General features: G+C 65.8%; 21 protein-coding genes. 15 read left to right on the top strand and 6 right to left on the bottom strand.

Features of this window, described 5'->3' with window-relative positions; genetic code table 11:
- The first annotated feature begins 4 nt into the window (after positions 1–4).
- The 3 genes from FXN65_RS03800 to FXN65_RS03790 all read left to right on the top strand — a co-directional run bounded on the left by FXN65_RS03800 (position 5) and on the right by FXN65_RS03790 (position 1,624).
- A complete protein-coding gene (locus tag FXN65_RS03800; RefSeq protein WP_151131725.1) occupies positions 5–424 on the top strand; it encodes an MAPEG family protein in 420 nt (139 codons plus the stop codon).
- A gap of 337 nt (positions 425–761) precedes the next feature.
- Complete coding sequence (locus FXN65_RS03795) at positions 762–1,241, top strand: Lrp/AsnC family transcriptional regulator (protein WP_151131724.1); 480 nt, start codon at positions 762–764, stop codon at positions 1,239–1,241.
- Positions 1,242–1,420: 179 nt separating this feature from the next.
- On the top strand, positions 1,421–1,624 hold the full coding sequence (locus FXN65_RS03790) for a DUF2788 domain-containing protein (RefSeq protein WP_151131723.1): 204 nt from the start codon (positions 1,421–1,423) through the stop codon (positions 1,622–1,624).
- Positions 1,625–1,778: 154 nt separating this feature from the next.
- Here the strand turns inward: FXN65_RS03790 and FXN65_RS03785 are convergent, their stop codons facing one another.
- Positions 1,779–2,411, bottom strand: coding sequence for a pseudouridine synthase (locus FXN65_RS03785; protein WP_151131722.1), 633 nt, complete (start codon positions 2,409–2,411; stop codon positions 1,779–1,781).
- Between the two features lie 78 nt (positions 2,412–2,489).
- On the opposite strand from FXN65_RS03785, the gene FXN65_RS03780 reads away from it, so the two are divergent.
- Positions 2,490–3,536, top strand: coding sequence for an MBL fold metallo-hydrolase (locus FXN65_RS03780; RefSeq protein ID WP_151131721.1), 1,047 nt, complete (start codon positions 2,490–2,492; stop codon positions 3,534–3,536).
- 60 nt (positions 3,537–3,596) lie between these two features.
- On the opposite strand, the gene amn is transcribed toward FXN65_RS03780, so the two are convergent.
- The gene (gene amn / locus FXN65_RS03775) at positions 3,597–5,105 is read right to left on the bottom strand and encodes an AMP nucleosidase (protein WP_151131720.1); all 1,509 of its coding nucleotides are present in this window, start codon (positions 5,103–5,105) and stop codon (positions 3,597–3,599) included.
- A gap of 399 nt (positions 5,106–5,504) precedes the next feature.
- Between amn and FXN65_RS03770 the strand changes: the two genes are divergently transcribed.
- Positions 5,505–6,659, top strand: coding sequence for an MFS transporter (locus FXN65_RS03770; RefSeq protein ID WP_151131719.1), 1,155 nt, complete (start codon positions 5,505–5,507; stop codon positions 6,657–6,659).
- Positions 6,660–6,742: 83 nt separating this feature from the next.
- Here the strand turns inward: FXN65_RS03770 and FXN65_RS03765 are convergent, their stop codons facing one another.
- The 3 genes from FXN65_RS03765 to FXN65_RS03755 all read right to left on the bottom strand — a co-directional run bounded on the left by FXN65_RS03765 (position 6,743) and on the right by FXN65_RS03755 (position 11,563).
- On the bottom strand, positions 6,743–8,392 hold the full coding sequence (locus tag FXN65_RS03765) for an acyl-CoA dehydrogenase family protein (RefSeq protein ID WP_151131718.1): 1,650 nt from the start codon (positions 8,390–8,392) through the stop codon (positions 6,743–6,745).
- Position 8,393: 1 nt separating this feature from the next.
- Positions 8,394–9,041, bottom strand: a complete 648-nt coding sequence (locus FXN65_RS03760) for a TetR/AcrR family transcriptional regulator (RefSeq protein ID WP_151131717.1) — start codon at positions 9,039–9,041, stop codon at positions 8,394–8,396.
- 125 nt (positions 9,042–9,166) lie between these two features.
- Entirely contained in the window at positions 9,167–11,563 is a 2,397-nt protein-coding gene (locus FXN65_RS03755) for a hybrid sensor histidine kinase/response regulator (protein ID WP_151131716.1), read from the bottom strand.
- Positions 11,564–11,815: 252 nt separating this feature from the next.
- Here FXN65_RS03755 and FXN65_RS03750 point away from each other — a divergent pair, with 252 nt between their 5' ends.
- The 5 genes from FXN65_RS03750 (at position 11,816) to FXN65_RS03730 (ending at position 15,849) form a co-directional block, all read left to right on the top strand.
- Positions 11,816–12,613, top strand: a complete 798-nt coding sequence (locus FXN65_RS03750) for a hydroxymethylpyrimidine/phosphomethylpyrimidine kinase (protein ID WP_151131715.1) — start codon at positions 11,816–11,818, stop codon at positions 12,611–12,613.
- Positions 12,610–13,239, top strand: coding sequence for a thiamine phosphate synthase (gene thiE, locus FXN65_RS03745; protein ID WP_151131714.1), 630 nt, complete (start codon positions 12,610–12,612; stop codon positions 13,237–13,239). The genes FXN65_RS03750 and thiE overlap by 4 nt, the downstream gene beginning before the upstream one ends.
- A gap of 31 nt (positions 13,240–13,270) precedes the next feature.
- Complete coding sequence (gene hemL / locus FXN65_RS03740) at positions 13,271–14,560, top strand: glutamate-1-semialdehyde 2,1-aminomutase (RefSeq protein ID WP_151131713.1); 1,290 nt, start codon at positions 13,271–13,273, stop codon at positions 14,558–14,560.
- Positions 14,560–15,207 carry a hypothetical protein gene (locus FXN65_RS03735; protein ID WP_151131712.1) on the top strand — a complete coding sequence of 216 codons (648 nt, stop codon included), beginning with the start codon at positions 14,560–14,562 and terminating at the stop codon, positions 15,205–15,207. Before hemL ends, FXN65_RS03735 begins: the two co-directional genes overlap by 1 nt.
- Positions 15,208–15,300: 93 nt before the next feature.
- Positions 15,301–15,849, top strand: a complete 549-nt coding sequence (locus tag FXN65_RS03730; RefSeq protein ID WP_151131711.1) for a tetratricopeptide repeat protein — start codon at positions 15,301–15,303, stop codon at positions 15,847–15,849.
- Between the two features lie 23 nt (positions 15,850–15,872).
- Here the strand turns inward: FXN65_RS03730 and FXN65_RS03725 are convergent, their stop codons facing one another.
- Positions 15,873–16,196, bottom strand: coding sequence for a DUF1820 family protein (locus tag FXN65_RS03725; protein WP_151131710.1), 324 nt, complete (start codon positions 16,194–16,196; stop codon positions 15,873–15,875).
- Between the two features lie 137 nt (positions 16,197–16,333).
- Here FXN65_RS03725 and miaB point away from each other — a divergent pair, with 137 nt between their 5' ends.
- From miaB to lnt, 5 genes are all read left to right on the top strand, one after another.
- On the top strand, positions 16,334–17,674 hold the full coding sequence (miaB, locus tag FXN65_RS03720; RefSeq protein WP_151131709.1) for a tRNA (N6-isopentenyl adenosine(37)-C2)-methylthiotransferase MiaB: 1,341 nt from the start codon (positions 16,334–16,336) through the stop codon (positions 17,672–17,674).
- Positions 17,675–17,765: 91 nt separating this feature from the next.
- Positions 17,766–18,782 carry a PhoH family protein gene (locus tag FXN65_RS03715; RefSeq protein WP_151131708.1) on the top strand — a complete coding sequence of 339 codons (1,017 nt, stop codon included), beginning with the start codon at positions 17,766–17,768 and terminating at the stop codon, positions 18,780–18,782.
- Positions 18,775–19,239, top strand: coding sequence for an rRNA maturation RNase YbeY (gene ybeY / locus FXN65_RS03710; RefSeq protein WP_151131707.1), 465 nt, complete (start codon positions 18,775–18,777; stop codon positions 19,237–19,239). The genes FXN65_RS03715 and ybeY overlap by 8 nt, the downstream gene beginning before the upstream one ends.
- 21 nt (positions 19,240–19,260) lie before the next feature.
- Positions 19,261–20,100 (top strand): HlyC/CorC family transporter, encoded by an 840-nt coding sequence (locus tag FXN65_RS03705; RefSeq protein ID WP_151131706.1) that lies wholly within the window; start codon positions 19,261–19,263, stop codon positions 20,098–20,100.
- A gap of 115 nt (positions 20,101–20,215) precedes the next feature.
- A complete protein-coding gene (gene lnt, locus FXN65_RS03700) occupies positions 20,216–21,736 on the top strand; it encodes an apolipoprotein N-acyltransferase (RefSeq protein WP_151131705.1) in 1,521 nt (506 codons plus the stop codon).
- Positions 21,737–21,763: the final 27 nt, after the last annotated feature.

Here is a 21,763-nt window from a genome sequence, read left to right as displayed (position 1 = left end):
CGCAATGCCCCTGTCCCCCTCTGCCGCCGCCCTGCTCGGGCTGGCCGCCTGGAGTCTGCTGCTGGTGTTTCTGCTGGTGAACCAGCGCGGCCTGCTGGTGATGGCCGGTCGGATGAAGGTCAACGCCTTCGCCGCCGACGGCAGCAACACCCCCAGCGCCTTCGGCAAGCGCCTGGTGCGCGCCTATGCCAACACCCTGGAGAACCTGCCGATGCAGGCGGCGGTCCTGCTCTACGCCATCGCCGCCGGGCAGACCGCGATCACCGATCCGCTGGCCGGCCTGCTGCTGGGCGCGCGGCTGTTCCAGAGCATCGCGCACCTGATCAGCACCAGCGCGCTGTTCGTCTGGCTGCGGTTCGCCGGGTTCTTCGTGCAGTTGGCGATCCTCGCCTGGTGGCTGCTGAAGCTGGCAGGCCTGGTCTGAGTCGCAACTCGCGCGCCATAAAAAAGGGGGGCCCCGTACAGCGGGCCCCCCTTCGGGAAATTCGTCCTGTGCTGGCGATTTTGTCGCCGCTTTCATCGCCTGCCTGATTGGGCAGCGCGGACCCGGGGGCCTGCTCGAACCGGTTGGATCGGAGGCGCCGACACACCTGATTGGGCGGGTCGGGTGGACTTGCTGTCCGGGCCGTGAAACTGAGAGAAAGCTTACGTCCTGCCGCGCGACGAATGATTGCGAATATTGCTCACTTCGAGGCCACTTGCGCAATTAATCTCCAACGTAGCAATATTTACAGCAATTCAATCAAATAACGGCAGCTGCAATGGAAAGACTCGATCGCTACGACCTCAAGATCCTTGCCGAATTGCAGCGCGATGCGCGCATCTCCAACCAGGAGCTGGCCGAACGCATCGGACTGTCGCCCTCACCCTGCTCGCGTCGGGTCAAGCAACTGGAAGACGACGGTTACATCGTCCGCCAGGTCGCCCTGCTGGATCGCAAGAAGCTTGGCCTCAGCCTCACCGCCTACGTGCTGATCGGCATGGACCGGCATACGCCAGAGCGCTTCGAGCACTTCCAGGAAGTGATCCGCCAGTGCCCCGAAGTGCTGGAGTGCAGCCTGGTGACCGGCATGGAGGCGGACTACCAGTTGAAGGTGGTGGTGCCGGACATGGACCACTACCAGCAGTTCCTGCTGGGTCAGTTGACGCGCATCGAGGGGGTGACCAGCGTGCGTTCGAGCTTCGTGCTCAACCAGGTGCTGAGCAGCACCGAGCTGCCCCTGGGCCATCTGCGCGGCTGAATGGCCCTCGCGCGGCGATCCGACTGGCGTATAATCGCCGCGCTTTGCTGTACCCCCGCGTGGCCCCGCCTCATATAAAGAGCCCTCCCGCTCACGGAATCACAAGCGCACCGCCCCGCTTTCCTCCCCGGCCCTTCAGCCGTGCGGGTGCAGTCTGTATTCATTCCACGAGGTGCGAGATGAGCCCGGAGAAATTCGAAGAGTTGATGATGACGGCGATGATCGCCGGCCTGGTGGCCTTCATGGCCTTCATCGTCTGGGACCTGGCCAAGAAGTCCAAGGCGGGTCGCTTCGGCACCATGATCCTGTTCCTCGCCCTGGGCCTGGGCGTGCTCGGCTTCGTCATCAAGACGCTGGTTATAGGCGGCCTCGAAGGCCTGTAAGAACCTGCTTTGAGCTGCTGCGCGTCACGCGATACCGCGTTAGAAACAGCCTCGAAATGCTCATTTACAGTCGTAGACTCCGCTTTCTCGGCTGTTTCTGCCTTGTCTCGCTCTAGCTCGCGAACTCAAGGATGAGTCCTTCCGCCTCCCCGGCTCAAAGCCGGGCGGGCACTTCCCTGTATTCCCCCAATCCCAGCCCATCCAGGCTCCAGGGGCCAATGCGCACCCGCACCAGACGCAGGGTCGGCAGCCCTACCGCTGCCGTCATGCGTCGCACCTGGCGGTTGCGACCTTCGCGGATCACCAGTTCCAGCCATGCCGTCGGCACGCTCTTGCGAAAACGCACCGGTGGATTGCGCTCCCACAACACCGGTGCTTCGATCTGCCGCGCCTCGGCCGGCAAGGTCGGGCCGTCGTTAAGCTCCACGCCTTCACGCAGCCGCTCGAGCTGTTCCTCGCTGGGCTCCCCCTCCACCTGCACCCAATAGGTTTTCGGCAGCTTGTGCTTCGGGTCGGCGATGCGCGCCTGCAGGCGGCCGTCGTTGGTCAGCAGGAGCAGGCCTTCGCTGTCCCGATCCAGGCGGCCGGCGGGATAGATGCCGGGGATGGGGATGTAGTCCTTGAGGGTCGCGCGGCCTTCGCCATCACTGAACTGGGTCAGGACGTCGAAGGGCTTGTTGAACAGCAGCAAGCGCGGTTCGGCCGGCGGCGCCTTGGCCACTCGGCGTGGTGCAGCGGGACCGGGGCGGCGGGAAGCGGGACGGGTGGGACGAGTTGGGCGCGACATGCCTGGAAACGGGTTGGCGGTATGGGAACGGGAGAGGCATGCTAGGTTGACTGCCTCCCAGCCGCAAGAGAATGCACCATGTCGCGTGCCCTGCGCCCCACCTGGCTGATCAACCTGATGACCCTCGCCGGTCAGTACCGCGCGCCCTACCGGGGCCCGGCCTCGGACAATTTCGACGGCCGCCGCTTTCGCAACCTCGAACCCAAGCCGCACAAGGACCTGCGTTCCTTCCTGCGCTGGCAGTTCAGCCGCGAGAAACAGGCGGAATGGCTCGACCAGCCGGGCCCGGCCGTCCCGCCGGAGGTGCCGGCGCGCGTAGAAGGCGACGAGCTGCGGATCACCTACATCAATCACGCCACCCTGCTGATCCAGCACCTGGGGCTGAACATCGTCACCGACCCGGTCTGGTCGCAGCGGGTCAGTCCGTTCAGTTTTGTCGGCCCCCGGCGCCACCATCCGCCGGGCCTGGAACTGGACCAGCTGCCCCCTATCGACCTGATCCTGGTCAGCCACAACCACTACGACCACCTGGACCTGGAAAGCCTGCGCGGCCTGGCCGAGCGTTTTCCGCTGGCCAAAGTGGTCAGCGGGCTGGGCAATGCCCTGCTGATCCGGGAAAGCGGTTTCAAGAACGTCGTCGAGCTGGACTGGTGGCAGGAACTGCCACTGGAAGGCGGCCTGAAGCTGCATTCGGTGCCGGTGCAGCACTGGTCGGCGCGAACCCGCAGCGACACAAACGAAACCTTGTGGATGGGCTTTGTCATCGAGTCGCCATACGGCCCCTTCCTGTTTCCCGGCGATACCGGCCTGGGGCCGGAGTTCCGCCTGATCCGCGAGCGCTTCGGCCCCATGCGCTTCGCCGCGCTACCAATCGGTGCCTACGCGCCGCGCTGGTTCATGCGCGACAACCACATGAACCCGGACGATGCGGTCCAGGCCCACAAGCAACTGGAATCCGCACACAGCCTGGCCATCCATTTCGGCACCTTCAACCTCACCGACGAAGGCCAGTTCGCCCCGCCTCGCGACCTGGCCAAGGCGCTGGCGGACTGGCAGGTGGCTGCGGACGATTTCCGCGTGCCGACACCGGGCTATCAGTGGCTGATTCCGCCTATGCCGAGATAGCAAATCCTTGCAGGGGCGAATTCATTCGCCCCTGCAAGGACACCCCAAGGACTGCCGCGATCAGCGGAATGGCGGCTCGTCGAAGCTGCGCAGCTTGCGCGAGTGCAAAGCGTTGAGCTGGGAACGCAGCAGGTCCAGGGCGGCGATGCCGATGCGCAGGTGCTGGCTGACGGCGCGCTGGTAGAAGGCGCTGGCCGAGCCGGGCAACTTGATCTCGCTGTGCAGCGGCTTGTCGGATACGCACAGCAAGGTGCCGTAGGGAACCCGCAGGCGGTAGCCCTGGGCAGCCACGGTACCGCTTTCCATATCCACCGCCACCGCCCGCGACAGGTTTATCAGCGGTCGCTCCTGGGCCCAGCGCAGTTCCCAGTTGCGGTCGTCGTAGGTGAGCACGGTGCCGGTGCGCAGGCGGCGCTTGAGGTCTTCGCCTCGCTCGCCGGTGACCTGGGCAGCGGCTTCCTGCAGCGCCTGCTGCACCTCGGCCAGTGCCGGCAAGGGAATGTTCGGCGGCAGTACCCGGTCGAGGATGCCGTCGCGGCGCATGTAGGCGTGGGCCAGCACGTAGTCGCCGATGGTCTGCGACTGCCGCAGCCCGCCGCAGTGGCCGATCATCAGCCAGCAGTGCGGGCGCAGCACGGCAAGGTGATCGGTGATGTTCTTGGCATTGGATGGGCCGACACCGATGTTGACCAGAGTGGCGCCGTGGCCGTTGGCGGCGATCAGGTGGTAGGCCGGCATCTGGTAGCGGTGCCAGACCACGCCGTCGACGATGGCCTGCATCTCGCCCTCGTCCATGCCACGCTCCACCACGACGTTGCCCGGCAGCACCATGCGCACGTAGCGCGAGTCTTCGTGCAGCAGGTCGATGCCGTAGCGGATGAACTGGTCGACGTAGCGGTGATAGTTGGTCAGCAGGATCCACGGCTGCACGTGGCGCCAGTCACTGCCGGTGTAGTGCACCAGGCGCCGCAGGGAGAAATCCACCCGCGCCGCATCGAACAGCGCCAGGGGCATGTGATCGAAATCGTCCCAGTCGTGCAGGCCATCGGCCACGCCATCGCTGGCGGCGGAAAGGTCGGTGCTGGGGAAGACCCGTGCCAGCTCGGCGGCGGTGACACCGGAGCCCGCCAGTTCATCGCCCTGCTCGACCACATAGGGATAGGGAATGTTCTGCTGGCTCACCCCCACTTCGACGGTGACGGTGAAGTCCTGCATGAGGGGGCCCAACTGGTCCAGCAGGTAGCCGCGGAAGTCTTCCGGCTGGGTCACGGTGACGCTGTAGGTTCCGGGCACCTGTACCTTGGCGTAGGCGCGCACGGTGCTCGGCACCTCGCCCTGGCAGTGGTAGGTGACACGCAGTTCGGGATAGCGGAACAGCTCGCGCTCGGCGGCGCTGGGCAGGGTTCGTTCCTTGAGATAGCGCTTCAGTGCCTGGCTCAGCGCATCGGTAGCGCGATGGTAAAGGGCGGAAAGGCGCGTAACGGCCTCTTCGGCGGTGGCGGCGACGATGAATTCATTGAACGACGGGCTGCTCACGGTCTGCTTCCTGGCAGGGGAACTCGTCCCTATCTTGCGCCATGGATGCGAAGGTCAGCCAGCCTCGGTTTCAACCATTGCTCCGCGCGGACGGCGGCACGTCCGACGCGCGTTGACCGGGAGCGCCGGGCTACTTAGACTGCGCGCCCTCGCGTTGTCTGCCGAAGTTCGCTCGATGTTCCCGCCCGCCCCCCAGCTCCGTCCCGTCCAGCCCGATCCGGCGCTGTCGGCGCGCACCTGGCCGCGTGACGCAAAACTCAAGCGCCGCCGCAGCGTGCTCTTCGCCTTCACCTTCTCGCCTCCCGCCCTCCGCGCCTGAGTCGCGTCCTGCGGCTCGTCGTTCGCTGAATCCCCTGACACCCCGTCTTCGCGCGGGTGTCTGCCTTGCTTTCTGGCCAGGCCCGGGCCGTTCAATTCGGGCAGGAGTCGAGAATGAACAATCGTTGGTTACTGGGCGTCCTGATCTTTGCCGTGTCGGTCATCGGCCTCGGCATGGGCGCCACCCTGCCGCTGGTTTCCCTGCGCCTGCTGGAGGCCGGCGCCTCCACCCTGGAGATCGGCATCCTCAGTGCCATGCCGGCGGCCGGCATGATCCTCGCCGCCTTTCTGGTCCACCCGCTGTGCCGGCGCTTCTCCGGCCGCACCCTCTATCTCGCCTGCTTCGTCCTCTGCACCCTCAGCGCCAGCGCCCTGGAGTGGCTGCCGGAATCGCGAACCCTGCTGGCCCTGGCGCGTCTGGTGCTGGGTGTCGGCATGGGGGTGGCGGTGATCCTCGGGGAATCCTGGGTCAATGAACTCTGCGATGAGGACAAGCGCGGCCAGGTGGTGGCCTTCTACGCCGCCTGCTTCACCGGCTGCCAATTGGGCGGCCCGGCGCTGATTGGCCTGATCGGCACCCAGGGCCCATGGCTGGTGATGATCGTGACCCTGGCCAACCTGGCTGCCCTGGCGCTCATCTGGCGCAGCCTGCCGAGCGGCTGGGCGCAAGCGGCCGAGGATGACGTTCGAACCTTCTCCCTCGCCGGCTTCCTGCGGGTAGCCCCGGCGCTCTGCACCGGCGTGCTGTTCTTCGCCTTCTTCGATGCGGTGGTGCTGTCGCTGTTTCCCGTGTATGCCAGCGCCCACGGTTACGGCGTGGGCGTCGCCGCCTTCATGGTCACGGTGATCCTGCTGGGAGACATGGTCTGCCAGGTACCCCTGGGCTGGCTTTCCGACCGCACAGAGCGCAGCCGCCTGCACCTGTGCTGCGGCGTGGCCGCGCTGGCCATCGGCGTAGCACTGCCCTGGCTGATGGAGGTTCCGGGCCTGCTCTGGCCGGCGCTGGTGATGCTCGGTGCGGTGGCCGGCGGCGTCTACACCCTGGCCCTGGTGCTGATCGGCGAGCGCTTCAGCGGCCAGGACCTGGTCACCGCCAATGCCTGCGTGGGCATGCTCTGGGGCATCGGCAGTCTGGTCGGCCCGCTGTTCAGCGGGGCGCTGATGGGGCTCGGCCCGCAAGGGCTGCCGCTGGCGTTGTGCCTGGCGGCAGCCCTGTTCGTGGCGACCGCGCTGACCAGTCGTCGACGCTACGTCACCCGCGCCGCCTGACTCAGAGCCCGTTCACGGTCTTGTGAGCTGGAGCCTGCTTTTAACCCGGCAGGGCCGACGCGCGGCTGTTCGTTAACGAACTCTCAGGCCAGGTGCGGGGTGCTGCGCGCCAACAGTGCCTCGGCATCTGCGCCACGCGGCAGGGTGCCGTAGACACGGCCATGACCGGCCAGGCGACTGCCGATGAAGGCGTCGGAAACAGTGGTGTTGCCGGCCTCCAGCAGCAGCTTGGCTTGCAGGGCCACAGCTACGTCTTCGGTGAGCTGGCGAGCGCGGAACTGGATGTCGGCGGTGTCGGCGAAGCCCTTCTTCAGGTTGCCGATGAAGGACGCCAGGCGCGCATCGCCATGACCATCACCCAGCTCGGCGAAGAGCGCATCGAGTACGCCCGGTTCCTTGGACAGGGCCCGCAGCACATCCAGGCACTGCACGTTGCCTGAACCTTCCCAGGTGGAGTTCACCGGGGCCTCGCGATAGAGGCGCGGGAGAATGGTGTCTTCCACGTAGCCAGCACCACCCAGGCACTCGGCGGCCTCGTTGATCATTGCCGGGGCGCGCTTGCAGATCCAGTACTTGCCGACAGCGGTGACCAGGCGGGCGAACTTCTCTTCCTGCTCGTCGTGGGCGTTGTCCAGCGCGCGGCCCATGCGCATGGTCAGCGCCAGCGCGGCTTCGCTTTCCAGGGCCAGGTCGGCCAGCACGTTCTGCATCAGCGGCTGCTCGGCCAGCACACGCCCGCCGACCTTGCGATAGGCACAGTGGTGGGCGGCCTGGGTCAGCGCCTGACGCATCAGGGCGCTGGAGCCGATCATGCAATCGAAACGGGTGAGCGCGACCATCTCGATGATGGTCGGTACGCCGCGCCCCTCCTCTCCCACCATCCAGGCCAGGGCGCCGCGGTATTCCACTTCGCTGGAGGCGTTGGACCAGTTGCCCAGCTTGTTCTTCAGGCGCTGGATATAGAACTCGTTGCGGCTGCCATCCGGGCGATGACGCGGCAGCAGGAAGCAGGAAAGGCCCTTGTCGGTGTAGGCCAGGGTGAGGAAGGCATCGCACATGGGCGCCGAGCAGAACCATTTGTGGCCGACCAATTCGTAGGCCTGGCCCGGCCCCGGAATGCCCACCGGATAGGCGCGGGTGGTGTTGGCGCGCACGTCGGTGCCGCCCTGCTTCTCGGTCATCGCCATGCCGATGGTCAGGCCGGTTTTCTGCTCCATCGGCAGGTTGCGTGGGTCGTACTCGGTGGAGAGGATCTTCGGCAGCCATTTCTCGGCGATATCCGGCTGCAGGCGCAAGGCCGGCACGCTGGCGAATGTCATGGTCAGCGGGCAACCAGTGCCGGCTTCGGCCTGGCTGTGCAGGTAGCTGAGGCCGGCACGAGCCACCTGGGCACCCGCGCGCGGATCGGTCCAGGGCATGGACGGGATGCCGTTCTCGATGGAGGCACGCATCAGTTCGTGGTAGGCCGGGTGGAACTCCACCAGGTCGATGCGGTGCCCATAGCGGTCATGGCTCTTGAACACCGGCTTGTTCTCGTTGGCGAGGAAGCCCGCCGCCATCAGCGGCCCGCCGGCCAACGCACCGTAGCTGTCCAGGCGACTCTCGGCCCAGCCGCCGTGGTAACGGTGCAGCCATTCCTGCAGCGGCAGGTCGACGCGATAGAGGTTGGCACCATCCAGTGGCGGCACCTGGTTGATGACTTCATGGGTTTCGGCGAACTCGTGCAGACTCATCTCAGGTCTCCTGGGCAGGTTGGCTGGCGCCCAGGGCGCGCAGGCAGAAAGTAGTGAGGTTGGCGCAGACGGTTTCGAGTTCGTCCGGCCCTTGACCAGCCTCACGCAGGGCGCGGGCCGGGGGCGACAGCGGACCTACCAGGGATTCGGCGATGGCGCCGACCAGGCAGGCTGCGGTCAGGGAAATCGAGGGAACCTGGAATTCGCCGCGGGCACGGCCGTCCTCCAGCAGGCGGCAGAACAGTTCGGCGTAGGCTTCGCGGTAGAGCAGGCGCTGCTCGTCGACTTCCGGGTCCACCGGTTCGGCGATCAGGGCGAACGCCAGCCGCCGGCTATGCCAGGCGCGCGCGGCGAACTGGCGCAAGCCACGAGCCAGGCGCTCCGCGGCGGAACCTTCACCGCACAGCACGTCGGCCAGGCTGTCCACTTCCAACTGGCTGGCGCGGGCGAAGACCTCGGCCGCCAACTCGCCCTTGTTGCCGAAGTGGCGATACAGGCTGCCGGTGGCGATGCCGACGTCCTCGGCCAGGGCCTGCATGGTCAGCGCCGCGAACCCGCCCTCCACCACCCGCGCATGGGCGCAGGCGAGGATACGGCTGCGTAGCGCCTGGTCACGGTCGATCCGGGAAGCGGTGGTGCGGTAGGCCATGGTCTGAATCCTGATTCACTTCATTCAGTGAATCAGGATTCAGACTTTGCAGAAAGCGGGATAAATGCCGCGCCTGATGGCATTTGCGTCGCAGATCAGCGGCGAACCAGCCGCGCGGCAAACATTCAGGTCACTGAACGGATGGACTCGACCGGCTTGCACAGCAGCCAGTCGTGGAGCAAGGTGCGCAGCTCCTCGAACTTCACCGGCTTGGCCATGTAGTCGCTCATGCCGGCCGCCAGGCAGCGTTCGCGATCGCCGCTGTGGCTGTGAGCGGTGATGGCCAGCACCGGCAGGTCGGCGCAACCGGGCATGGCGCGCAGGGCTCGGCAGGTGGCAAAACCGTCCATCACCGGCATCTGGCAGTCCAGCAGCACGGCATCGATGGGCTCGCGGCGGATCTGCTCCAGCGCTTCAGCGCCGTTGTCAGCCGTACGCACGCGGTAGCCAAGCTTGAGCAGCATGCCGCGGGTCACCAGCTGGTTGATGGCATTGTCTTCCACCACCAGCACGGTGCACTGCTCCGGCCGACGCAAGGGCTGGCCGCCGGGACGGCGCATGGGCACGACCTGTGCCTGGGCCGGCAAGGAGACATTCAGCTCCAGGATAAAGGTGCTGCCAAGGCCTGGCTGGGACTGGTGGGAAAGCTTGCCGCCGAGCAGCGCCACCAGTTGCTGGCTGAGGGCGAGTCCAATGCCGAGGCCGCCGTACTCGCGGGTCATGGAACCGTCGAGCTGATAGAAGTGCCGATAGATCAGCCCGTCCGGCGGGGCGGAAAAGCCGATGCCGGTGTCCGTGACCTCGATGCGCAACGCCAGACTGCCATCGACAGGCTCCTGGCCGCTGATCTTCAGGCCAACGCTGCCGCGGCTGGTGAACTTGATGGCGTTGTCCAGCAGGTAGCCAAGCGTCTGGGCCAGCTTGCCGGCGTCGCCCTCCAGGGTATCGGGCAGGCGATGGTCGAGTTCCAGATCGAAGGCCAGCCCTTTCTCCTGCGCGCGCGGGCCGTACTGCACTCGCAGGCTGTCCGCCAGGCCGCGCAGGCTGAAGGGTTCCCGTCGCGGGTAGAGCTTGCCGGCCTGCAGTTCAGTCATCGCGAGGATGTCGTTGACCAGCCGCATCATGTCCCGCGCCGAACCGGACGCCGTGCGCTGGTACTGCTCCAGCTCTTCGTGCAGCGGCAGGGTCTGCATCAGTTCCAGCGAGCCGATGACGCCATTCATCGGGGTGCGCAGTTCGTGGGTGACAGTGGCGAGGAACTCGTCCTTCAGGCGGTTGCTGTTGGCCAGTTCCTGGTTGAGCGCTTCCAGCTTGCGCCCGGCATCCTGGAGGATTCGCGCGCGCTCTTCCTTCATGGCGTTGATGCGGTCGGCCAGGGCCAGCGACAGCAGCCCCACTTCCAGCGCCGAGCCGATCTGGCTGGCGTACATGGTGAAGAAGATATTCGGCAGGTAGCCCAGAACCATCAGGGTGTTGACGGCGCCACCGAGGAGGAACGCGCTCCAGGCGATGATGAAGTAGCGCGCCACGCGCATGCCGCGCAGCCAGGCCAGTACGCCGGCGGAGAAGATCACCACGGTGAAGATCAGCGCCAGCGAGGTGGCCAGGCGCAGGGCCAGGCCGTAGCTGGCGGTCAGCGCCAGGACCATCGCCAGCCCGCCCAGGGCCATCAGGCCGAGCAGGGCGCGATCGACCCAGGGGCTGTGGTCGGCCGTATGCAGGAAGCTGCGCGCGAACTGGCAGCCGAACAGCGCCGCCGAACCGATCAGGAAGGGTGTCGACGCGTTGGCCCACCACGGGTTGTCCGGCCAGAGGTACTGGATTCCGGCACCGTTGACCGAAATCTGGTACAGCCCGAAGGAGCCTATATAGAGGATGTAATAGAGGTAGCTGGTGTCGCGGACGCTGAGATAGATGAACAGGTTGTAGAACAGCATCACCAGCAACACGCCATAGATGATGCCGAGCACGTAGATGCGTTCCGGCTGCTCCTCGAGGAAGGCCCGGGGCGACCAGAGGGTCAGCGGCGCCTGGATCGAGCCCTCGCTCTGCATGCGCAGGTAGATGCGCTTGGGCTGGTTGGGCTGCAGGTCGACGCTGAAGACGTAGTTGTTCTGCCTGATCTGCCGGCTGTCGAACGGCAGCGAATCCCCCGTGCGCTGGGCGAGGCGGAAGCCGCCCTGGCCATCGGGCAGGTAGAGGTCGAGGTGGTCCAGCGGCGGGTAGGCCAGCTCCAGCAGCCAGACCTGCTGGCCGCCGAGCTCGCGCGGACGGTAGTCAAGGTCGACGCGCAGCCAGAACACCGAGCGCGAATAGCCGGCATTGAGCACGGGCTTGTCATTGCGGCGGAAGCTGCTGTCCAGGGCGGGAGAGGTGATGTCGTCGATTTCGGCATCGCCACGAACATCTTCGAATACGTCCATGTGCTGGCCCAGCGAGAGGCTGCGCAGCTGCTCGTCGAACTCCACGGCATTGGCCAGGCCCGCGAGCAGGCAAAGGGTCAGGAAAAGGAGGGTACGCATGCAGCCCCGCAATGGCCGCTTGACCGCGTCCCGGAGCCCCACCTCCTCATCCGACGCGCCATGCAGGGCCAGGTTGTTCGAAAACTGAACTCTAGCACAGCGCAGAGCGGCTGAAAGCTGCACATTGCCATCACAGCGGAGTGGCTCTATTCCGCGCATTGCAGCCCGCCCGGCGCAGCCGCGCCAGGAGCACCTGAGGCAAAGCGCCGCCAGTGCGGTCCGGCAAGGTGTTTAGTGGTAAGCTCGCCGACCATGAAAACGACCAACTCTCGCCCCGTAGTCCTTTGCCTGTCCGGCCACGACCCCAGTGGTGGCGCCGGCCTCCAGGCGGATATCGAAGCCCTGATCGCACAAGGCTGCCACGCTGCCCCGGCCGTGACCGCCCTGACCGTGCAGGATACCGTCAACGTTTCCGACTTCCGCGTCCTCGACCGCGAATGGGTGCTGGCCCAGGCCAATGCCGTGATCGCCGACCTGCCGGTGGCTGCCGTCAAGCTGGGCATGCTCGGCTCGGTGCAGATGGTCGAAACCGTGCTGGAGATCATGCAATCCCTGCCGGGCATACCGCTGGTCTGCGACCCGGTACTGCGCGCTGGCGGCGGCGGTGCACTGGGCAAGGACGAAGTGGGTTACGCGATCCGCGAGCGCCTGCTCCCGGTAGCCGCCATTGCTACCCCGAACCTGCCGGAAGCACGCATCCTCGCCGAACTGCCGGAAGGCACTCCGGACGAGTGCGCGGAAAAGCTCCTGCCCTTCTGCCACAACCTGCTGATCACCGGCGGCCACGGCGACGAGACTGAGGTGCACAACCGCCTGTACACCCGGGACGGCGGGCGCTTCACCTACACCTGCCAGCGGCTGCCCGGCAGCTACCACGGCTCGGGCTGCACCCTGGCCAGCGCCCTCGCCGGCCGCCTCGCCCTGGGCGAAGAACTGTCCAGCGCGGTACGCAGCGCCCTCGACTACACCTGGCGCACCCTGCGCGATGCCGAACAACCCGGTCACGGCCAGTACGTGCCGCGCCGCCTGCCGCTGGACTTCTGCCAATGAAACTGCGCGGCCTCTACGCCATCACCGACAGCCAGTTGCTGGCTGGCGGCAAGCTGCTGCCCTACGTCGAAGCGGCGCTGAAGGGCGGCGCCAGGCTGCTGCAGTACCGCGACAAGTCCAGTGATGAAGCCCGTCGCCTGCGCGAGGCGGAAGCCCTGGGCGAACTCTGCACCCGCTACGGCGCCCAGCTGATCATCAACGATGACGCCGAACTCGCCGCGCGCCTCGGCGTCGGCCTGCACCTGGGACAGGGCGACGGATCCCTGGCAGCGGCACGCGCCCTGCTCGGCCGCCAGGCCATCATCGGCGGCACCTGCCACGCCAGCCTCGACCTGGCTGCCGCGGCGCTCAAGGAAGGCGCCAGCTACATCGCCTTCGGCCGCTTCTACAATTCCCAGACCAAGCCGGGCGCACCCGCCGCCACCCTGGATCTGCTGGAGCAGGCCAGGCAGCGTTTCCAGTCGCCGATCGTCGCCATTGGCGGCGTGACCCTGGAAAACGCCCCCGAGCTGATCGCCCGTGGCGCCAGCATGGTGGCGGTGATCCATGCGCTGTTCGGCGCCGACTCGGCCGCCGAGGTGGAACGCCGCGCCCGTGCCTTCAGCGCCCTGTTCGGCGCCGCCTGACCCCCGAATTCGCTTGAAAGAGAGACCTGCCATGTCCCGCTCCGAAACCCTGTTCGCCAACGCCCAGAAACATATCCCCGGTGGCGTCAACTCGCCGGTCCGCGCCTTCAAGAGCGTCGGCGGCACCCCGCTGTTCTTCAAGCACGCGGAAGGCGCCTACGTGACGGACGAGGACGACAAGCGCTACGTGGACTACGTGGGCTCCTGGGGTCCGATGATCCTCGGCCACAGCCATCCGGACGTCCTGGACGCAGTGCGCAAGCAACTGGACCACGGCCTGTCCTACGGCGCCCCGACCGCGCTGGAAGTGGAAATGGCCGACCTGGTCTGCTCCCTGGTGCCGTCCATGGAAATGGTGCGCATGGTCAGCTCCGGCACCGAAGCCACCATGAGCGCCATCCGCCTGGCCCGTGGCTACACCGGCCGCGATAGCATCATCAAATTCGAAGGCTGCTACCACGGCCACTCCGATTCCCTGCTGGTGAAAGCCGGCTCCGGCGCCCTGACCCTGGGCGTGCCCAGCTCCCCGGGCGTGCCGGCAGCCTTCGCCCAGCACACCCTGACCCTGCCATTCAACGACATCGACGCCGTGGAGAAGACCCTGGCCGACGTGGGCAAGGAAGTGGCGTGCATCATCGTCGAGCCGGTAGCCGGCAACATGAACTGCGTGCCGCCGGCCCCGGGCTTCCTCCAAGGCCTGCGCAGCCTGTGCGACAAGCACGGCGTGGTGCTGATCTTCGACGAAGTGATGACTGGCTTCCGCGTGGCCCTCGGCGGCGCCCAGGCGTATTACGGCATCACCCCGGACCTTTCCACCTTCGGCAAGATCATCGGCGGCGGCATGCCGGTCGGCTGCTTCGGCGGCAAACGCGAAATCATGTCGCACATCGCCCCGCTGGGCCCGGTCTACCAGGCCGGCACCCTGTCCGGTAACCCACTGGCCATGGCCGCCGGTCTGACCACGCTGAAGCTGATCAGCCGCCCGGGCTTCCACGCCGAGCTAACCGACTACACCACCCGCATGCTCGACGGCCTGCAGCAGCGCGCCGATGCCGCCGGCATTCCTTTCGTCACCACCCAGGCGGGCGGCATGTTCGGCCTCTACTTCAGCGGTGCCGACGACATCGTCACCTTCCAGGACGTGATGGCCAGCGATGCCGAGCGCTTCAAGCGATTCTTCCACCTGATGCTGGATGGCGGCGTGTACCTGGCGCCGAGCGCCTACGAGGCAGGCTTCACCTCCATCGCCCACGGCGACAAGGAGCTGGCGATCACCCTGGACGCTGCCGAGCGCGCCTTCGCCAAGCTCAAGCAGGCCTGATGCAATACAGCACCGCCCTCTCCGACGGCATTCTCGCCCTCGCCTGCCTGGCCAGCGCCTTCGCGTTGGTCCAGGCGGGCAAGGCGTTCACCGACGGAGAGCGCCCAGCCTGGTTCTGTGCCCTGCTCGGGGTGCTGATCCCGGCCGCGGCAGCCCTGTGCGGGATGGTGCGCTTTTCCCTCGATCCTTCCTGGCGCGAAATCCACAGCCTGCTCAGCCAGGCCGGGACCTTCCTCGCCCTGCCGCTGGTCGCCCTGGCCGTCTTCGCCTTCGCCCGAGGCGCGACCTGGAGCCGCGCCGGCTGGGGCCGCCTGATAATCGGCTTGTGCGTATTCTTCGAACTGGCTCGGCGCTTTGGCGTGACGGCCGAGTACCGGCTGCTGCTGAGTCTCGCCGCCTTCGCGCTGATCCTGCTGGCGGGCCTGGGCAGGCTGCCGGAGCAGCCCCTGCCGCTGCTGGCGGCCCTGGCGGTCATCGGCCTGTTCCTCGTTGCCGGGCTGGTGGTGGGAACCGATGGTTTTATCGGTCCTTTACGCCGCGTCGACCTGTTCCACGCCCTGCTCACCCCCGCCTATCCGCTGATGACCTGGCTGCTCCTGCACCTTCACGGCACCGAGCCGAACGCAAACAAAGTAAAGGCTTTGTAAGATCGCCCCGGCTTATTTCATAATGTGACGGTCGGCGCGTTTCTCGCCGGCCGGGCATGATGCCCGCATTGCTTCCGAGGCGCTGTGATCCCCATGAACCGCACCGGCCGAACCCTGATCCTGGGCAGCCTGTTGCTTTTCCTCCCGCTGCTGGCCAATGCCGGCGGCAACTCCTTGCTGATCCCCGCAACCGGCCGCTGCAACCTGAACAGCCTGCCGGAAAACCTCTCGGAAGCCGTTTCCGCCTGCCAACAGGCCGCCAAGGGCGGCGACGCCGAAGCTCAGTACGAGCTCGGCGAGTTCTACTACGACGGCAAGCGCACCCCGCGTGACCTGGCCCAGGCCCTGCAATGGTTCGAGCAAGCCTCCCTGAAAGGCCATGCCCAGGCCCAGTTGCGCCTGGGCAACATGTTCTTCAGGGGCGAAGGCGTACCGGCCAACAATGTGCAGGCCTACATCGTGCTGAAAATGGCTGCGGTGAACGGTTCGGACGAAGCAATGGACAGCGCCGACCTGGTGGCCGCGCAGATGCGCAGCGATGAGCTGGAAATCGCCACCCAGGTGCTGGGCCAGATCTTCCGCAATTACCTGCTGGAACTGCAGGCCGCCGACGGCGGCTCGCCCTTCTCGCCCCTGCCCTGACGGCAGAGACTTCCAACCGGCCCCTACTTCTCGGGCATCGGCAGCGGGAAGGGCATCACGTTACCGCCACCCTTGGCCTCGCTGATCTTCGGCGTGCCCAGACGCTCCACTTCGTCGATGCGGATGATCGAATGCATCGGCAGGAAGCTGCGCACCACGCCTTCGAACTGGGCCTTGAGTTTCTCTTCGCTGGGATCGACCACCACCTGGGTGCGTTCGCCGAAGACGAACTCTTCCACTTCCAGGAAGCCCCACAGATCGCTCTGGTAGATCTGCTTGGCGTACATCTCGTACACCTGGCCCTGGTTCAGGAAGATCACCTTGTAGATGGGGTCGGACTTGCTCATGGGGGATTGCTGGGCCGTCTTGGGGGGAATTTCGAGGGGCGCAAATCATAGCATAGCCGCCAGGCAGTCGGCGCTAGGAACACCGGGGGATGACGACTATAATGCGCGGTTCTTCGAACCACCTGATTCCTAAGTGCATGGCCAAGAAGCTCTATATCGAAACCCACGGCTGCCAGATGAACGAGTACGACAGCTCGCGCATGGTCGACCTGCTCGGCGAACATCAGGCACTTGAGGTCACCGATCGCGCGGAAGAAGCCGACGTGATCCTGCTCAATACCTGCTCGATCCGCGAGAAGGCGCAGGAGAAGGTGTTTTCGCAACTTGGCCGCTGGCGCGAGCTGAAGCAGCAGAACCCTCAGCTGGTGATCGGCGTAGGTGGTTGCGTAGCCAGCCAGGAAGGCGCCGCCATCCGTGAGCGCGCGCCCTACGTGGACGTGGTGTTCGGTCCGCAGACGCTGCATCGCCTGCCGGAAATGATCGACGCCGCCCGGGTCACCCGCAAACCCCAGGTGGACATCAGCTTCCCCGAGATCGAGAAGTTCGACCGCCTGCCCGAACCGCGTGTCGACGGCCCCAGCGCCTTCGTCTCGGTGATGGAAGGCTGCAGCAAGTACTGCACCTTCTGCGTCGTGCCCTACACCCGTGGCGAAGAAGTCAGCCGCCCGTTCGACGACGTCCTGGCCGAAGTCATCCACCTGGCCGAGAACGGCGTCCGCGAAGTGACCCTGCTGGGCCAGAACGTGAACGGTTACCGTGGCCAGACCCATGACGGCCGCATCGCCGATTTTGCCGAGTTGATCCGGGTGGTCGCCGCCGTCGATGGTATCGACCGCATCCGCTACACCACCTCGCACCCGCTGGAATTCTCCGACGCGCTGATCCAGGCCCACGCCGAAGTGCCGGAGCTGGTGAAGTTCGTCCACCTGCCGGTGCAGGCCGGTTCCGACCGCATCCTCGCGGCCATGAAACGCAACCACACCGCGCTCGAATACAAGTCGCGCATCCGCAAGCTGAAGGCCGCCGTGCCGGATATCTGCATCAGCTCGGACTTCATCGTCGGTTTCCCCGGCGAGACCGACAAGGACTTCGAGGCCACCATGAAACTGGTGGAAGACGTCGGCTTCGACTTCTCCTTCTCCTTCATCTACAGCTCGCGCCCCGGAACCCCGGCGGCCGACCTGGTGGACGACACCCCGGAAGACGTGAAGAAGCAGCGCCTGCAGATTCTCCAGGGCCGCATCCACCAGCAGGGCTTCGAGATCAGCCGACGAATGGTCGGCAGCGTCCAGCGCATCCTCGTCAGCGACTTCTCCAAGAAGGATCCGGGCATGCTCCAGGGCCGCACCGAGAACAACCGCATCGTCAACTTCCGCAGCGCCAACCCGCGCCTGATCGGCCAGTTCGTCGACGTCCACATCGACGATGCCCTGCCCCACTCGCTGCGCGGCACCCTGATCGAAGGGGCCCTGCACTGACAAACCTCCGGGCCCGCGCTTTTCCAGGCGGGCCCTCGGAGTTATTCTTCCTGTCATCCCTTCCTTTCCGCCCAAGGGCGAACACACGACATTGAACGCCTCACTGGATCTTCACCGCTTCACCCTGGAACCCTTTGAAGCCCGCCGCTTCGCCAATCTGTGCGGCCAATTCGACGAGCACCTTCGCCTGATCGAACAGCGCATGGGCATCGAGATCCGCAACCGTGGCAACCAGTTCGAACTGGTCGGCGACCCGCAACGCACCCGCGCCACGGAAAACCTCCTGCACCGCCTCTACCGCGAAACCGAAGCCATCGAGCTGTCGCCGGACATGGTTCACCTGTTCCTGCGCGAAACCGGCATGGACGAGGTCAATCCGAAGGCCGAAGCGGTCAGCCTGCGCACCCGCAAGGGCAACATCCGCCCGCGCGGCGCCAACCAGCAGCGTTATGTGAAGTCGATCCTCGACCACGACATCAACTTCGGCATCGGTCCGGCGGGCACCGGCAAGACCTACCTGGCGGTGGCCTGCGCCGTGGACGCCCTGGAGCGCGAGCAGGTGCGCCGCATCCTGCTGGTGCGCCCGGCGGTCGAGGCTGGCGAGAAACTCGGTTTCCTCCCCGGCGACCTGTCCCAGAAGATCGACCCCTACCTGCGCCCGCTCTACGACGCGCTCTACGAGATGCTCGGTTTCGACCATGTGGCCAAGCTCATCGAAAAGCAGGTGATCGAGGTCGCCCCGCTGGCCTATATGCGCGGCCGCACCCTTAACAACAGCTTCATCATTCTCGACGAAAGTCAGAACACTACCGTCGAGCAGATGAAGATGTTCCTGACCCGTATCGGCTTCGGCTCCACTGCCGTCATCACCGGCGACATCACCCAGATCGACCTGCCGCGCGGCACCCGTTCGGGCCTGACCCACGTGATCGACGTACTGCGCGACGTACCAGGCATCAGCTTCACCCACTTCAAGTCCCATGACGTGGTGCGCCACCCGCTGGTCCAGCGCATCGTCGAAGCCTACGACCGCTTCGACAGCCAACAGCAGCAGCCGAAGGCCAAGCCGGCCGATAACGATCCAGGCGCCATAGACGACAATGCTTGAACTTGACCTGCAACTCGCCAGCACGGCCCTGGGCCTGCCGAGCGAGGCGGACTTCCGTCGCTGGTGCGAACTGGCCCTGCGCCAGCGCAGTGCCGACTCCGAGCTGACCATCCGGCTGGTGGACGAGCCTGAAGGGCGCGAGCTGAACCGCACCTGGCGACACAAGGACTACGCTACCAACGTGCTCTCCTTCCCCGCAGATGTGCCCGACGAGTTGCTGGACATCCCGCTGCTCGGCGACCTGGTGATCTGCGCGCCGGTGGTAGCACGGGAAGCCGTCGAACAGGGCAAGGCCCTGGAGGCGCACTGGGCGCACCTGGTGATCCACGGTTGTTTGCACCTGCTCGGCTACGACCACATCGAGGATGAGGAAGCCGAGGAAATGGAAGCCCTGGAACGGGAATTGCTGGCTGAACTTGGCCACCCCGACCCTTACCGTGACGACGAAGACCAATAAGAGGCACCGAGCAAAGGACATATGAGCGAAGATCGATCGAGCAACGGGCACAGGTCCTGGCTGGAAAAGCTGACCCAGGCCTTTGCCCATGAGCCGAAAAGCCGCCAGGAGCTCCTCGAGCTGCTGCGCGAAGCCCACCAGAACAAGCTGCTCGACAGCGAAGCGCTGTCGATCGTCGAAGGCGCGATCCAGGTCGCCGACCTGCAAGTGCGCGACATCATGGTGCCGCGCTCGCAGATGATCAGCATCAAGGCCACCCAGACGCCGAAGGAGTTCCTCCCGGCGATCATCGACGCCGCCCACTCCCGCTACCCGGTCATCGGCGAAAGCCTCGACGACGTCATGGGCATCCTCCTGGCCAAGGACCTGCTGCCGCTGATCCTCCACGACAGCAACCAGCCCTTCAACATCAAGGACCTGCTGCGCCCGGCCACCTTCGTGCCCGAGTCCAAGCGCCTCAACGTGCTGCTGCGCGAGTTCCGCGCCAACCACAACCACATGGCCGTGGTCATCGACGAATACGGCGGCGTAGCAGGCCTGGTGACCATCGAGGACGTGCTGGAGCAGATTGTCGGCGACATCGAGGACGAGCACGACGTCGAGGAAGACAGCTACATCAAGCCTCTCCCCAGTGGTGACTTCATCGTCAAGGCGCTGACCCCCGTGGATGCCTTCAACGAGTTCTTCGAGACCGACTTCTCCGAGGACGAGTTCGACACCGTCGGCGGCCTGGTCATGGGTGCCTTCGGCCATCTGCCCAAGCGCAACGAGACCACCGAGATCGGCGAGTTCCGCTTCCGCGTGCTCAACGCCGACAGCCGCCGCATCCACCTGCTGCGTCTCTCTCCGCTATCCCATTGATGGCTGCGCGCCCCTCCACAGCGGAGGGGCGCCCGTGGATAATCGCGCCCCGAGCGGGCAACAAAAGGCTCGCCTCGCACGCTACTCCAGCTCCCTATCCGCCCAAGGACCGAGCATGAACTGGATCACCCGCCCCGGCTGGCCGGGCAACCTGCTGGCCCTGGCTGCCGGCGCCCTGACGCCGCTGGCCTTCGCCCCCTTTGACTTCTGGCCCCTGGAACTGCTGTCACTCGCCCTCTTCTACCTGGGCCTGCGCGACCTGGCGCCCAAGGCCGCGTTCTGGCGCGGCTGGTGGTACGGCCTTGGCCTGTTCCTGACCGGCACCAGCTGGATCTACGTCAGCATCCACGACTACGGCTCGGCATCAGCGCCCCTGGCCGCCTTTCTCACCGTCGGTTTCAGTGCCGGTGTGGCGTTGTTCTTCGCCTTGCCGGCGCTGGTCTGGGCGCGCTGGATACGCCGCAGCGAAGCGGCCCTGGCCGATACCCTGGCCTTCGCCGCGCTGTGGCTCGCCCAGGAGGCGTTCCGCGGCTGGTTCCTCACCGGCTTCCCCTGGCTCTACGCCGGCTACAGCCAGCTTGACGGCCCCCTGGCCGGACTGGCACCGGTGGGCGGCGTCTGGCTGGTGTCCTTCGCCCTGGCGCTCACTGCCGCACTGCTGGTGAACCTCGCACGCCTGCGCAGCCGTCCAGCCTTCCTCGGCGCCGGTGTCGTCCTGCTGATCGCCCCGTGGGGCCTCGGCCTGGCGCTCAAGGGCCACGCCTGGACCCAGCCCGCCGGCGCGCCTCTGAAGGTCGCGGCCATGCAGGGCAACATCGAGCAGAATTTGAAGTGGGACCCTGAGCAGCTCAACGCCCAGCTCGCGCTCTATCGCGACATGACCTTCAGCGCGCAGAAGGCCGACCTGATCGTCTGGCCGGAAACCGCCGTGCCGGTGCTCAAGGAGTTCGTCGACGGCTACCTCGGCGTGATGAACCGCTTCGCCAATGATCGCCAGTCCGCGCTGATTACCGGCGTGCCGATCCGGCAGAACAACGAACGCGGCGAGAAGCGCTACTACAACGGGATCACCGTGGTCGGCCAGGGCGAAGGCACTTACCTCAAGCAGAAGTTGGTGCCCTTCGGCGAGTACGTCCCGCTGCAGGAAGTACTGCGCGGATTGATCGCCTTCTTCGACCTGCCCATGTCCGACTTCGCCCGCGGTGATTCCAACCAGGGTCCGCTGATGGCCAAGGGTTACCGCATCGCCCCGTACATCTGCTACGAAGTGGTCTACCCCGAGTTCGCCGCCAGCCTGGCTACCCAGAGCGACATCCTCCTGACGGTGAGCAACGACACCTGGTTCGGCACCTCCATCGGGCCGCTGCAGCACCTGCAGATGGCGCAGATGCGCGCCCTGGAAGCGGGCCGCTGGATGATTCGCGCCACCAACAACGGTGTGACCGTGCTGATCGATCCATTCGGCCAGGTCACCGAGGGCATCCCGCAGTTCCAGCAGGGCGTACTGTACGGTGAAGTGCTGCCCATGCAGGGCCTGACCCCCTATCTGCAGTGGCGTGCCTGGCCGCTGGTGGTCCTCTGCGGCCTGCTCTTCGCCTGGGCGCTGATGGCCAGCCGAATCGCCAAGACAGTGTGAAGCTGAGGGAGCGATATCAGCAGAAAA

This window comes from Pseudomonas lalkuanensis (assembly GCF_008807375.1).
GTDB classification, from domain to species: domain Bacteria; phylum Pseudomonadota; class Gammaproteobacteria; order Pseudomonadales; family Pseudomonadaceae; genus Metapseudomonas; species Metapseudomonas lalkuanensis.
This window is presented reverse-complemented; position numbering and strand designations above follow the sequence as displayed.

What these genes read in the sequence shown, in the direction of transcription:
- FXN65_RS03800 (WP_151131725.1), top strand. Translation starts at nt 5, where the DNA reads ATGCCCCTGTCCCCCTCTGCCGCCGCCCTGCTCGGGCTGGCCGCCTGG.
- FXN65_RS03795 (WP_151131724.1), top strand. Translation starts at nt 762, where the DNA reads ATGGAAAGACTCGATCGCTACGACCTCAAGATCCTTGCCGAATTGCAG.
- FXN65_RS03790 (WP_151131723.1), top strand. Translation starts at nt 1,421, where the DNA reads ATGAGCCCGGAGAAATTCGAAGAGTTGATGATGACGGCGATGATCGCC.
- FXN65_RS03785 (WP_151131722.1), bottom strand. Translation starts at nt 2,411, where the DNA reads ATGTCGCGCCCAACTCGTCCCACCCGTCCCGCTTCCCGCCGCCCCGGT.
- FXN65_RS03780 (WP_151131721.1), top strand. Translation starts at nt 2,490, where the DNA reads ATGTCGCGTGCCCTGCGCCCCACCTGGCTGATCAACCTGATGACCCTC.
- FXN65_RS03770 (WP_151131719.1), top strand. Translation starts at nt 5,505, where the DNA reads ATGAACAATCGTTGGTTACTGGGCGTCCTGATCTTTGCCGTGTCGGTC.
- FXN65_RS03765 (WP_151131718.1), bottom strand. Translation starts at nt 8,392, where the DNA reads ATGAGTCTGCACGAGTTCGCCGAAACCCATGAAGTCATCAACCAGGTG.
- FXN65_RS03760 (WP_151131717.1), bottom strand. Translation starts at nt 9,041, where the DNA reads ATGGCCTACCGCACCACCGCTTCCCGGATCGACCGTGACCAGGCGCTA.
- FXN65_RS03755 (WP_151131716.1), bottom strand. Translation starts at nt 11,563, where the DNA reads ATGCGTACCCTCCTTTTCCTGACCCTTTGCCTGCTCGCGGGCCTGGCC.
- FXN65_RS03750 (WP_151131715.1), top strand. Translation starts at nt 11,816, where the DNA reads ATGAAAACGACCAACTCTCGCCCCGTAGTCCTTTGCCTGTCCGGCCAC.
- thiE (WP_151131714.1), top strand. Translation starts at nt 12,610, where the DNA reads ATGAAACTGCGCGGCCTCTACGCCATCACCGACAGCCAGTTGCTGGCT.
- hemL (WP_151131713.1), top strand. Translation starts at nt 13,271, where the DNA reads ATGTCCCGCTCCGAAACCCTGTTCGCCAACGCCCAGAAACATATCCCC.
- FXN65_RS03735 (WP_151131712.1), top strand. Translation starts at nt 14,560, where the DNA reads ATGCAATACAGCACCGCCCTCTCCGACGGCATTCTCGCCCTCGCCTGC.
- FXN65_RS03730 (WP_151131711.1), top strand. Translation starts at nt 15,301, where the DNA reads ATGAACCGCACCGGCCGAACCCTGATCCTGGGCAGCCTGTTGCTTTTC.
- FXN65_RS03725 (WP_151131710.1), bottom strand. Translation starts at nt 16,196, where the DNA reads ATGAGCAAGTCCGACCCCATCTACAAGGTGATCTTCCTGAACCAGGGC.
- miaB (WP_151131709.1), top strand. Translation starts at nt 16,334, where the DNA reads ATGGCCAAGAAGCTCTATATCGAAACCCACGGCTGCCAGATGAACGAG.
- ybeY (WP_151131707.1), top strand. Translation starts at nt 18,775, where the DNA reads ATGCTTGAACTTGACCTGCAACTCGCCAGCACGGCCCTGGGCCTGCCG.
- FXN65_RS03705 (WP_151131706.1), top strand. Translation starts at nt 19,261, where the DNA reads ATGAGCGAAGATCGATCGAGCAACGGGCACAGGTCCTGGCTGGAAAAG.
- lnt (WP_151131705.1), top strand. Translation starts at nt 20,216, where the DNA reads ATGAACTGGATCACCCGCCCCGGCTGGCCGGGCAACCTGCTGGCCCTG.